The sequence below is a fragment of the Alitiscatomonas aceti genome, assembly GCF_025567195.1.
Lineage (GTDB): Bacteria > Bacillota > Clostridia > Lachnospirales > Lachnospiraceae > Alitiscatomonas > Alitiscatomonas aceti.
Map to the genome: position 1 here is coordinate 16,959 of NZ_JAOQJF010000007.1, position 13,226 is coordinate 30,184.

Below are 13,226 nucleotides of genomic sequence, written 5' to 3' on the forward strand. Positions count from 1 at the left end.
CGCTGTTTTATGTGTGGTTTTGTGCAACAACCTGTTGCACAAAGTTTTGCCTCAGATAACTCTCCGCACTGCATTGATATCAGAAATCATCCAGCGCAGCATCAATCTCTTCCAGCCGATCAATCCAGCCCAGGTCAGATTTCTTCTTGGTTGCTGGTCTTTTTTTATCACCACCAACCACTTCAAACCGTTTCTCTTCTGTCCCGAACAAACTTTTAACCTGAATTCTGAAATCCGGCTTGTTGTTGGCCATTCCCTGCATGAGCTGCACATTCTTGTATCTGGGCAGGAGGATTTGACAGATAGCCTGAATGTCTTGCTCTTTAATACACGGTGCCGCCATGAACTTTTTCGTTATATAAGGCTTTATATCTGCCAGCACCTGTGACATAGAGGCTTTCTTTCGAGTATCAGCCATAATAATCCTCTCTATTAAAAATTCACTACAGATATTAAACAGTGGATTCATCAAATGCTGTTTTTATGTTATTCCGATATATCTGCATTATCGCATTAGATTTCCTGCACTATTTTATTGAAAATAAGATGTGTGAAAACATCGTCAACTTGTCTAGCAATTTTCTTTGAATCTACCAGTGTACCAAGCTCAATATTTCCTTCTTGTCCGTGATAGGATAAATTTGCAGATGTAATCAGTGTTTGTTGCTCATCAACTGAAATTACCTTTGCGTGTAAAGCAGCCATAGAATCCTTACTTCCTGCAAAATTGTATATATGTAAAAATCTTCCTTTATACCGACAAAGTTTGTCAAATCCTTTTTGGTTCTCAATATTATTCACAAAAAATTTTACATAAATACCCTTTTGGCTTTTCTCAATAAGAACATCAACAAGATCCGCAAAGTATCCAGACAATGAATATCCTGTAATCAAAACATATCGTTTTGCCCCTCGGATCATCCCTTCAACGGTATTCTTAGTGGATTTTGCTCTAACAGAAAAAGACGGAGGTGCTGTAGCTACTAATGTAGCGGTTATAGCTTTTTCTTCGGCAGAAGCCGCCGTAACTAATTGATAGATCTCTTCTGCCTGTTCCTGTGACAACGAAGGGTATCGGTTCATTATTTGTGCGATGGATTGTTTTGTATTCCCGATTCTATCCGCTTCAATTTGTCCAAGTAAAATATCTAAATTCACATTTCCAGTTGACATAATTCGCACACCAACTCCCTGAAATACGACTCTCGTTCGCGACATGCAATAGGGACTACCAAGCCACGATCAAGCATACGGTTTCCATTTTCACAAGCTGTTTCGGATATCATACAACAGGAATGGCAGGCTGCTCCGTTAAGGTTATTTCCAGCCGGAGCGTTGCTCATACATTCCGGATCATTGGTACAGAGAAGCGCCTCTTGAAATGCATCTTTCATCAAAGGAACCAATTTACCAATGTTACCAAGTTCCACCAAACCTCCCAATGACCCTTCCTTGTCTGCACTACCTGTATACAGGAGAATGCCGGTCATTTTTTCACTAAAGTAAATTCTTTCTCGTATTGCCGAAGATGAATATCCAGATGTCATCGACATTTGCTTAATTAACAAATGTGCGAAAGTGTGCATTAAAACATAGGTTGCATTTCTCTTTACATTTAATGTCCAGCCTTTGGCATTGCAGAACTCCTCATAGCACTCTTCGTATCTCCGTGAAAGTGCCTTTACTGACGGAATAGCAAGCCACTTCTCTAATGTTTCCTTATTAAACTCGATGAAAACACCTTCGCCATTGACCTCAGCCGCCGGCAACCATTTTTCATTCTTTCCTTTATTAAGATAAACAATATTAGCCTGGACATCTGCATCCGGATCAGGCGCATCTACGCGAGTAAAGCCAAGCAATACTTTCACTTCACGAAGGCGAGTTATTCTGATAACCCTACTAAAATAAGGCTTCAGATATGCTGGCAAGCTGTCCTCCTCTGCTTTGAAGTGTTTTTTATTAGAAGCATAAGCAGGATCATTATGATGAGTGATAGCATCATATTCCATCTGCTTAATTTCTTTGAACTCTGTAATATTACTCAATCTACGAGTTAAGGCTTCATCAAACTCCGTGCGCGTATAATTGTCAGCAAAATACTTGTTATATGCGGCAGTTACGCCATCATCTCCCATTACATCTTTCAAAAGTTCAATATCATGAAGATGTTCATCGATTAAATTGTATAAAGGATTAACCCACGGCGGAATAGAAATAGCACTCCTACTTACAGAAAAATAGACATTAGATGCACCTCTCTGTGATGGAATAACCTTTTTATCGCATCTTTCATTTCTTGACCTCGGACGGAAAGGATGATGCCCTGAACAGCGCAATTCGCTAAAGTTATCTTCTTGCGTAGCTCCACTCATACTTCTTTTAGCACCACACAGTTCACACTCAATCCACATATCCGCAAGCGTTGAAGTATTTCCTGTCGAGTACATTTTTAGCTTTCCCTTGCAGTTGGTCATACCACGATGAACCCACCAACTCCATGGGAAATCATCCATGTGTCCATTTTCGCATATAGTAATAAATCGAGACGGGTATGCAGGTTTGTGGCACTCCGGGCAAGTAACGCCGAATCTCAAATACCTTTCTAGGTCAAAATTATCCCGTGCATCGAAAAGACGACCACACTTCAAATTTGAACACACATGAATGGTAGGAAAAGAAATCACCGGCACATCTCCAGAATATGAAGTACGAGGCATATAAAAGCAATCAACGCCAAGATAGGAAGCCAACCTTCCGTCAATAATTTTCTTACCCTTTTCTTTCCAATAGTTAATATCAAGTACCGTTACCGAATCCTTGACAGCATCAACAATCGCACCTGGGCCGAATGTTGTAATAATTTGGTTGGGGCGCAGTTCGCCCAATTTATTGTTATCGTATCCTGCCATCTTACTCCTCCGTGTAATAGAACATATTTGCCGCGTTTTCCACTTCACGCATAGAGCTTAGTGTAGCCTTCTCAGTATCCTTACATGACTGTCCATAATAATTCATAAGGCGGTTATATTTATCAGTTCCATAAACATAGTACCGTAAAGGCTTGCCTTGTGCGGCCAGCATCTTCCACCAATCAATAAACTGGTCAATTTCATTCTCCGCATCCAGTCTTACTTCTGGTTTAACTATATTAAGCCGGTCAAGGATTAAAGCCTTTATCTCGGACATTTGTATATCAGAAAGAGCTGCAATATCAGCTGCTCTTTCATTAGATGCCATTTCTGGATATTTTAACCGAATCGCAGAAATTATAAGAGCGTGCATTACACGGTCTCTTGCTCGCGCAGAGAACGGAGTTGCTGTTGTACCTTCAACAAACCTATATAGCTGCGAATGATAACCCGTAAAATTCTCATAATGTGATAAGTCGCGTGGACGATATGGGTTATAAAGCGTAAAAACAAGTCCTGGGAAAGCACGACCAATTCGGCTTGTTGCTTGAATATATTCAGAATTTTGCTTTGGCTGTCCGGTTACAACCATTAGCCCAAGGCGGTCAACATCCATACCGACCGCTATCATATTGGTTGCAACGGCTGTATCAAGACAATCCTTTGAATCACAAGTAGCCTCCAACTGTCTTAATTTATTCGGAATCTCGTAAGAAGACATTCTGGAAGTTATCTCCACCTTCTTGTTTAGATAACGAACCTTATCCATATTGTATTTCGTTTTAATTCGATAGATTCGTTTCGGAATGTCGTCTTGTAACAAGCGTACTGCACCGCCAAGTTCTCGAATACTGTTGTAATATCCCACCAAAGAATAATACGGGTCAATCACATTCTTGTATTCATCCTGCTGAGCAAGTTGATAAGAAGTCTGAAGAATGATTGCATACATTCTTAACAGTGTCGTCTTTACGGATTGACCTGGTGCGCAGACTCCAACATACTTTCGGAAAGGATCATCTTTAGTGGATATTTCATTGATGAAGAAACTGTCACCAATTTCAAACCCGTTAGGAGGAAACTGTGCAGTTGATTGTCGTGCATAAAGGCATCTTGTCTGCTCCGATGCGTTTTTAATGGTGGCAGTTGAAACCACATACTTCGGCTTAATCCTCTTATCGCCATAAGTACACATATCCTCAATAATGGTTTCGTATGCACCATAAACCGTTCCAAGAGGCCCCGTGATCAAATGAAGCTCATCTTGAATGATTAGCTCAGGTGGAAGAAACGGTCGAATCGGAGTTAATGTTGAAGCGGGAAGCTCTTGCGTCCTGTTGTGTCGTTTATGCTCTTCACCAATGGCAACATACCCATCACGGCTGCAAACCCTATCAACTCTTCCAAACAACGCATTTGTCTTAACATCCCAAGGAAGGCGGGCAAATTTATCAACAGTAGACAAAATAATTGTCGGACATTTCGCATAAATTTCCTCATCAACAAGATACACTGGAATCCGAATACGATCCTGTTTGTACTTATAAAACATACAATTTCTATCTGCACAATAAATAGCAACAGATTTTCTATCAGGATCAATATAAAACTCATCTTCCGTAAGAGGTTTTCCGCAAAATGGGCAAGTCAACAGCTGCTTGTAAAGCAGATTTCGTTTTCTTCTTGCTTCGCCCGGCTTATCAGCTTTTTCTACTAATTCATCAAATTTGTTAGGTGTGACACCTCCACCTACCCAGAAACCAATACTAATAGGTTCTTTTCCATACTTAGGATATGTTTTTTGACGAATAAGTTCAGCAGCAACAACCATTTTCGTTATTCGATCTCTCTGCTGTGTTGTCAAAAGGCGTAACGTATAACGGAGCATTGCGGTAACTCCACCATCAGCGTTGTACTCAGATGCATCAGAAGCACGCAATCTTCGATTAGCAATCACAAACGCCATCAAACCCAAATATGCCTCAGTTTTACCGCCGCCAGTCGGGAAATACAGCAAATCGACTACATCCCGATCCTTATGCTCTGGATTAACAATTCCACTCAAATTCATCAGTATGAAAGCAATCTGGAATGGTCTCCATCCAAAATCTGTATCAGGCTTTCTTGGGTCTACGAAATCTCTAAAGTTGCACTCTATGCCAGCGCCATGCTTTTTAGAATAGCTCATGATATTTCGCTGAAGTAACATGGAGCGGTTCATAAAGCAAAATGCATCAAAAGCGACTTCATCATTTGCAATCAATTCGATACCTTCACGGATTCTATTCAACGCTTCGCTACAATGGGAAATTACCTTATCGCCAATTTTTTCTTTAAAATCAGCATTGGACATTTTATCATCCGAAATTAGTTTTTCATGAATCCATTTTCCATAAGAATCAGCCAAGACATTTAATCGCTCAAAGATACCCGCCTTGTTTTTGGTATTGGACATGAACCGCATTGAGAAAAAGAACTTATCAAACCCCTTCAAAGCAGCACTTACGCCAGGAAACTCATATTCCGGGATAAAATCCGATTTTACCCAAAAGGTTCTGCCTTCTACCGCATCATCCCATATCGCAGCACAATTCCTGCCACGGCCTAAAATGGGACGCTGTTCAAAATAGAACTCATCTTCTGCAAGTACATCACGGCAAATATTCTCTGCAAAGAATACTCTATCTTCATTTTCCGAGTATGCCTTAAGTTCAACTTGGAACATCATTGATTCAACTTCGTTTTCGGAGTTTTTCCGTCTATTCATAACATAAGCTGTTACCAAGGAATATCCCGTTTTCAAAGGAATTCTGGAAATATGGACGATGACATTTGAATCTTCCTGAAGGCGTAATTCGGTATTTTTTTCAAACGAATCGAAATCGACAACGATTGTGGATGACATTGGCTGTCGGGTATAACTGGCATGGTTATACTCTTTGCCATCTTTTCCAACTCGCTTCTCAACCGAACGAACATAGTCGCCCCATTTTACATCAATATTGATTGTTTTCGTAGAGGAAGCAATATAGAAGCTTATGCCGATTGAAGTTGGCAACTTGAAGCTGGTGGTCATTATGGGTTCATTATCATCATCCTCGCCGGCGGTATAATCCTCAGAATCCCCATAAGCGATATCAGAATCCACCTCTTGCTCTCCAGCAGTGGAAGCTTCTTTTTCTTCGGTCTGAGAAGCAAGCATTCCGATGATATATGAGCTTTTGGGGTTTTCGTCCAATATTTCATTCTCGGATTGCGGCCCCATCAAATCAGTTCTGAGTGCATTGATAATCTTTTGCCGCACTTCTGAATACTTAAATCTATCAGGCATTTTTTATCCCTCCTCGACCCTATGAGCTGTACCCAAAGTGTACTTGCAGGTGTTACCAAGTTTAATGTTGTCATCAGAAATCAAACGATACTCCCACACTTTGTGGTCCGGATCAGCCGTAGACGCAAAGTGGCACCATTTGATTCCTTCGCGAGCTTTCGCAACCACATCATCTGCCGTCACTTCGTTAGAAGCCTTTACCTCTACCATAAATTTACCGCTCGTTGTTTCTACTAAGAAGTCAGGATTGTACTGTTGACCAGCTTGCCAGAAAAGTCCCAACTGATTCAACGGCGGTTTAATCCAGCGGATTACATCTGGATCTTCTTCAAGAATGATAGAAAACAAGCGTTCAGTATCACTGTCAAAAGCATTTTCTGTGTAGTAGGCTTTTTTGTACCCTGTGAACAAATATTTCTTGATGTTCGACTTATCGGTAAACGGCTTGTCAAAACGAACACGACCATCCTTTTTAACATTCTTGACAAACTTGCGGAACAGAATCAAGTCCTTCTGAACAATATGAATGTCCTCCGTCTTCCGTTCTGTGTGTTCAAAAATCTGTTTTCTAATATCCGATACAATCAAAGAGGCATAACGACGAACGATTTTCCGTTTATCCTCTTCATCGCCTTCAATTTGAGCAAGATACTGCTCTACCACATCAATGATAAAATCCGCATCTTCATAGGACAGTTCGCTAATAGAGTCAAGAAGCATACAAGCCAGTGTATTCAGAGCATCATCAACTTCCAGAATCTGCGCGTCAACAGCAGTCAGAAGTTGCTGATTTATAGCATCAAATCTTTCGATTTTTGCCATAGCAACCTCAAAATCCGGTATTGTTCTCTTGACTACAAACCGCTTGAATTTCACTTCAGATGTCGTCTGAACCAAGATTTTCGGAACAGAGATTGCTTTACCAGAGTACTCTTTAATTTTCTGAACAAACTCATCCTTTGAAAGGGGCTTCTTTCCTTTGCTGATAGTTGAGGTTGTTTCCAGTGTCTCCGATGTTTCGTCATTCTTTTTATCAGGTTCACCAGTCTCCACATCGAAAAGCTGATCCAATGTCATCTGTTCATTTCCGTAAGAATCTGATTCTTTCTTCTTTGTAGCTCCAAATGCCTTCAGATAAGCCGCATACAGTTCCTTCTGTGTTTGAGTGTTGGTGTTGATTTCTGCGAAGGATTTTACACCTGCATCGGTTACAGCAAAATCGAAAATACTCAGCTGACCATCATCAACAGGACTGTTAATATCTACGGTATCCGAAGGCTCGACCACTGTTTTATCCAAGTCACGATATTTAAAAATGTCACTGTTTTTAATTTCATCAACCAACTCTCGGTAATGATCATGAGCAACAATGTCAAGGGTATCTATATCCTCATTACCCGTAGCACGCCCAAATGGCAGACGAAGTCCTCTTCCGATAGTTTGCATCGCTAAGATGTCACTCTTTGCTGCATTTAAAGGAATAATGGTAAAAAGGTTGTTAACGTCCCAACCTTCTTTCAACTTATAGACATGCAGGACAATCTCAACAGGATTTTGTGCGTTTTCAATCGAAAGCAGCAGTCGAATATTTTCCTCTGATTCATCACCCTTCATATTGGAATGAATCTCAATAACTTTCCCTTTATATTTACCGCCCAAGAAGCTATCACTATCAATCAATGCCCTAACTTCTTTAGCATGGTTTGTGTCACGGCAAGCAATCAAAACGATGGGTTTTACATACGGTAGTGCATTATCACCGCAGAACTGTCGAATGACACCTTTACGATGTTCATGAAGCGTCAAACCATCACGAATTTTCATCTCCTCGATGTCCTCGGAACTATAACCCGCCATGTTGGATCTTCCCATCACAACAGGCGTTTTCAGATAACCCTCTACTGCGCCTCTGGCAAGATCATAAGCATAGATTACATTATTGGCTGACTTTGGTGTTGCAGTAAATTCCAAGCCAAGCACCGGCTTCAAAAAGTTTATTGCCTTCATGGAAGCGGGCGCATAGTAACGGTGTGCTTCATCCATACAGATTACCAAGTCATCAAAGCTGGACAGTACTTCAGCAAAGGACATCCCAAGGGTTTCCTTGAATTTATGGAAATTAAACTGGGAGTCCGTTTTACTATTAAATATCTTCCCGATATTAAAGATGAACAGCTCAATCTCAGAGCTTTTTTCAAACTGAAGACTCATCTGCTCATATCTAACTGGATATGAATCATAATTCTCGCCGTCATAAACCTTGGGTCTCCCCATTTCTGCCTCTAATCCCTTGAAAATATACTTAGGGTGATTGGGGTTCGACTCTTTCCTCAGTTTTTCATAGATCGTATTTCCGGGTGCCAAAATAAAGAAATGACGATACCCCTTGGTCTTATAGAGGTAATACATGCAAGCACCCATCAGACGAGTCTTTCCAATACCCGTTGCCATGGCATAGCAGAAAGATGGGAAATCAAATTTATCATCAACCCTTATTTTCCGATGCTTCTCACAATATTCCGTTGCTACAGCTTCAATCGCTGTCTTGCTGTCCTTCTTATAATCGCAGTGAGTACTGATTACATCAAGATAGGAAAGCGCTTCCTGCTGGGGTTTACGCAGACTCATGGCGTATCCTATTTTTGTTACAATATCAGCCATTTATCGCACCTCACTTTCAAATGTACACTTGTCCAGTAAATCTTTCGGAATACGCTTAACTTCAATGTTATCCGGCAATCTCAAATCAGACTGCACCTTTGTACTATATATCAACAGCGACTGATTCTCTCCGAGGGTCGTTGCAATAGAGCGAATATACTCACCGTTCACAAATTCTTTCGTGATGTGGATGAAACGGTTTTCAGACGAATATCCGTGATATACACCATCCGGCTTGTATTTGAAGCCCTCAATCTTGCAAATAGCTTCACATAACATATCAAAGGTGTACTCCGGGTTAATCTGGTAAATCGGCAAGCGCTCGTTCTTAATTAGCAGGCTTGGCGCAAGTTCATAAAATTTATATCCGCCTCCGCCTTTCCATTCAACTTCTTTAGATATTCCTCCTTGCTCGCCTTCAATTACATTATCCAATCTCACTTTGCAATGAGTATATGCTTGTTCACCCATTTCAATTCCAATCCATTTGCGACCTAACTTATGAGCAGTAGCGGCAGTTGTTCCCGAACCCAAAAAACTGTCTAAAACCAAATCGCCTTCATCAGTTGCCATTTCAATCACTTGTTTCAAAAGACTTTCCGGTTTTTTTCCATTAGGAAACAAGACTGAACCTTCTTTTGTAACATTAATCCAACTGAATCCATCCCAATAAGTTCCCACTCTCTCTTTCTTATATATTTTCTTTTTTATCCATTCAGCCGTATCTTTCAACCAAATAACTAATACTTTTTGCTTTCCCATCAACAGCAGTTCAGTCTCTTTGCCTTTATTTTTTCCAGTCTTGGGAACATATACTGCTTTATACATATTGTTTTCGCTGTCAGTAGCATCCCAAATTCTCGTTCTGATAGAGGTTTGTGCATTCGTGGTTGTCATTATCCTTTCAAAGTATTTACTATACACTTCTGCCTCTGTGATACCTTCTAATTGCGCTACTTGTTTAACGCTTTTTATTTCATAGTCATTGACCTTATATATAGTAATATCGTCTCCTGCACCATCCTTAATGGTTTTGTAGAACTCAAATCCTTCGCATCTATACAAAACTGAAGTATATTTATAGCTTTTTCCAGCTTCTTTCATATTTTCGATGTATTTCATCAATTCCGTTCGTTTGTATATTGGTTTAAAGCCCGGAAAAGCATCCATATTTTTGCAGTATATCAGTATATACTCGATATTCTTCTTTAATTTTTTGTCTTCACCACCGCCTGATGCACCTGCGCTAACTTTTGCATTTACAGAAACCATATTCAAGAAATTTCTTCGTCCAAAAATTTCATCACATAGCACTCTTAAATAAGCCTGCTCATTGTCATCAATTTGAACAAAAATAGTACCATCATCTTTCAATAATGTCCTCAAACACTTAAGCCTTTCATTCATCATGCTCAACCACTTAGAGTGTTCTACTCCATCATCATAATGTTCAAATGCGGTCCCCGTATTATATGGGGGATCAATATAAATACATTTCACTGTTCCTGCAAAAGCTTGTTCAAGTGCTTTTAAAGCCAGCAAATTATCTCCATGAATAAGCATATTACCGTCGCTTGTACCCATTGACTTGTCTTTGATTTCCATTAAAATACGAGGTTCCAAATTGCACTCCTTGGACTTATCCGTCCAAGTTAATTCCAGTTTTCCCTTATGTTCCATTCCTGTGTCTCCTTATCTGTTAGAACTTTAGCACGACATTAACAAGCAAAATCGGCTGTATGTCAAATTGCTGGTTAAACTCAGCAATTTCTCTTTCGGCCTCTTCTTGGATGGAAGAGACTTTCTGATGGAATGATGTTTGAACCTTCTGAAGTTGTTTTTTCTTTTCATCAACTTTTTTGCGAATATCAACCTTCTCCAAAAAATCCTTTGCGGCAGTCGCCTCAGCAGACAACTCATCAATTTCTGCATTCATCTCCGCGATCTGGATGTTCAACTGTTCTCTTTGAATATCAGCCCAGTTTTCCACCTTGCGTTTGTTATAGTCCATCACCGGCTTAGATGATGCCTGATACTTAGATAACATTTCTTGAACCAGTGTGTCATAAATATTCCTGTATGAAGCCAACTCTTCATCAGTAGGTTTGAAATATCTGACATCATCATCATTCACATTTTCAAGTGCCTGAACAATATCGTTTTCCGTAAAATCAATATACCGACCTTGTTCATCACAGAGAAGAAGAACAGGGAAAAGCATCTCATTGTTAGAATTACAAAATGCACCAACAAACAATGTCCCGTGTGAACCGAAGGTTCTTTCACCCCAGTTATCGATTTTCCAGTAGTTCAGATTACCTTCGACATCCGGTTCTGCTACTTGAGTCCAAAAATCGACTTGTTGCAAATACTGATCAATATCGTTTTTTGTCTTTTCCAAAGCGGCACCCTTCGCTGCATCGCTTTCTGTCATCAAAATAGAACGGAGTTGAACAGCTTTCTTGTTGCGTTTTGCGTCAAGCTGTCTATCCAATCTGTCAAATGCTTTTTTGAATTCCGCCCTTGTTCCACAATTCTGATAAATTTCAAGAATTGTTTTTTCAAAACTTGTTCCCGATTCCAATGCACCAAGAGCAATATCGGAAGCTCCAAATACGCCATCAAATAGTTCAAACTTCTTGGATAGAATTTCATAAACCCGGCGATCTGCTTCGTTGCCTGTGTTTAAAAGGTTGATAGCAACAACATCATATTTCTGCCCGTAACGATGGCAACGGCCAATCCTCTGCTCAATTTTCTGCGGGTTCCAGGGGAGATCGTAGTTAATAACAGTATTACAAAACTGTAAGTTCAAACCTTCCGAACCGGCATCTGTTACGATGAGAATTTTGGAGTGTTCCTTGAAGTAATCGACAATGGCATGCTTATATTCAACACTACGGCCATAGTTTGTCTTGCCAAAATTCTTAACCTGCCATGCACGGTATATTTCTTTTGTCATAGCATCATTAAAGTCGCCATTAAACAACAGAATATCATCTTCCTCGAATCCGTCTTTACGCAATTCAGAGGCAATGTATTTTTGAGTTCGCTTTGATTCCGTAAATACAACAACCTTTTGCGGAATATTCTGCTTTTCTTGATATTCAAAAGCCGTATGAATTGCAGTTTTTAAAGCTTTAACCTTTGCGTTGCTTTGAATACGGCTTGCTGTCTCGATGATTGCATCAACCTCGTCTATTTCCGCCTGGATCTGTTGTTTCTGGAAGAGAGTATCCTCGTCATCTATTTCCTCAAAACCGGATTCATCAATTTCGTCCTCAACAAAATTCCAGAATAGATCGAACCCATCTTGGGCGTTAGCTGACTTTGTACCCTCATATAACTTTTGAAGTCTATTCTTCAATACCTCAAAAGTTTCAATCAGAGCATAGCTCGATGATGCAAGTAACTTGCGGATAACCAATACAATAAGACCTTTATTCGCATTAGGGATTGAGTACAGTACATCTTTTTTTAGAAAGTTATTTACCCTCATATACAGTTCAACTTCGTCGGGCGAAAGAACGAAGTCAATCGTTCTACATTCCCTCTTTTTGAAATCCATATATTTTCCAACATCCCGTCGAAGTGTTCGATATAGAACCGGTATCAGTTCTCTTTTTAATTCTGTATAATCTTGTCCCTCAATAAATCTTTTGTTAAAGACCTTCTCGCTTCCAAAAATCCGAGGATCAATAAAGGAAATCAGCCCATGAAGATCCGAAAGAGAATTTTGCAACGGCGTAGCTGTAAGCAATATTTTGGGAATGCCTTTAGAAAGCTCATACAGTCGTTTTGCTCGTTTCGTTCCGTGAAATACATTGCGTAGGTTATGAGCCTCATCAATGATAATAAAATCCCACTTAACATTAGAAAATCGTTGCATCAGTTTTGATGAATAGTCATAGGAAGTAATAACAATCCTAACCTCATCTCTATTTTCCAAACAAGCCTTCCAAAAACTCAAATTGCTCTCCACGGTAAGACGATCTAAGATTGATGCCTGGAGATTGAATTTCTCTTCGAGTTCAACTTCCCACTGTTTACGAAGGGTTGCTGGAAGTGCAATCAAAACATGTTTTGCTCCTGAATCCAAAACATACTTAAGTGTAAGACCCGCTTCTATGGTTTTTCCGAGGCCAACTTCATCAGCAAGGACAATACCTCCTGTTTTTAAAGCTTGAATTGCAGCGCAAAATGCATTGATCTGGTGAGGGTTGATCTCAATGTTCGCGTTCAACAAACATCGAAACGGAGACTCCTCCAATTCTGCTTTTTTGAATCTTCCATATTGTTCTAAAAGCAAATTTCCTCCCATC

The 13,226-nt window shown here is 40.0% G+C and carries 7 protein-coding genes; all 7 read right to left on the reverse strand.

Features of this window, described 5'->3' with window-relative positions; translation table 11 throughout:
- Positions 1 to 79: 79 nt before the first annotated feature.
- On the reverse strand, positions 80 to 418 hold the full coding sequence (locus tag OCV69_RS04855) for a hypothetical protein (RefSeq protein WP_158358183.1): 339 nt from the start codon (positions 416 to 418) through the stop codon (positions 80 to 82).
- A 95-nt stretch (positions 419 to 513) separates the two neighbouring features.
- A complete protein-coding gene (locus OCV69_RS04860) occupies positions 514 to 1,173 on the reverse strand; it encodes a phospholipase D-like domain-containing protein (protein WP_158358181.1) in 660 nt (219 codons plus the stop codon).
- Positions 1,155 to 2,912 (reverse strand): DUF1998 domain-containing protein, encoded by a 1,758-nt coding sequence (drmB, locus tag OCV69_RS04865; protein WP_158358179.1) that lies wholly within the window; start codon positions 2,910 to 2,912, stop codon positions 1,155 to 1,157. The genes OCV69_RS04860 and drmB overlap by 19 nt, the downstream gene beginning before the upstream one ends.
- A gap of 1 nt (position 2,913) precedes the next feature.
- Complete coding sequence (drmA, locus tag OCV69_RS04870) at positions 2,914 to 6,243, reverse strand: DISARM system helicase DrmA (protein ID WP_158358177.1); 3,330 nt, start codon at positions 6,241 to 6,243, stop codon at positions 2,914 to 2,916.
- 3 nt (positions 6,244 to 6,246) lie between these two features.
- Positions 6,247 to 8,904, reverse strand: a complete 2,658-nt coding sequence (locus OCV69_RS04875) for a DEAD/DEAH box helicase (protein ID WP_158358175.1) — start codon at positions 8,902 to 8,904, stop codon at positions 6,247 to 6,249.
- Positions 8,905 to 10,584 (reverse strand): site-specific DNA-methyltransferase, encoded by a 1,680-nt coding sequence (locus OCV69_RS04880; protein WP_158358173.1) that lies wholly within the window; start codon positions 10,582 to 10,584, stop codon positions 8,905 to 8,907.
- 19 nt (positions 10,585 to 10,603) lie between these two features.
- Positions 10,604 to 13,225, reverse strand: a complete 2,622-nt coding sequence (drmD, locus tag OCV69_RS04885) for a DISARM system SNF2-like helicase DrmD (RefSeq protein ID WP_158358171.1) — start codon at positions 13,223 to 13,225, stop codon at positions 10,604 to 10,606.
- Position 13,226: the final 1 nt, after the last annotated feature.

Coding starts and splice junctions, on each gene's coding strand:
- OCV69_RS04880 (WP_158358173.1), bottom strand. CDS start 10,584: ATGGAACATAAGGGAAAACTGGAATTAACTTGGACGGATAAGTCCAAG.
- drmD (WP_158358171.1), bottom strand. CDS start 13,225: ATGGGAGGAAATTTGCTTTTAGAACAATATGGAAGATTCAAAAAAGCA.
- OCV69_RS04860 (WP_158358181.1), bottom strand. CDS start 1,173: ATGTCAACTGGAAATGTGAATTTAGATATTTTACTTGGACAAATTGAA.
- drmA (WP_158358177.1), bottom strand. CDS start 6,243: ATGCCTGATAGATTTAAGTATTCAGAAGTGCGGCAAAAGATTATCAAT.
- drmB (WP_158358179.1), bottom strand. CDS start 2,912: ATGGCAGGATACGATAACAATAAATTGGGCGAACTGCGCCCCAACCAA.
- OCV69_RS04855 (WP_158358183.1), bottom strand. CDS start 418: ATGGCTGATACTCGAAAGAAAGCCTCTATGTCACAGGTGCTGGCAGAT.
- OCV69_RS04875 (WP_158358175.1), bottom strand. CDS start 8,904: ATGGCTGATATTGTAACAAAAATAGGATACGCCATGAGTCTGCGTAAA.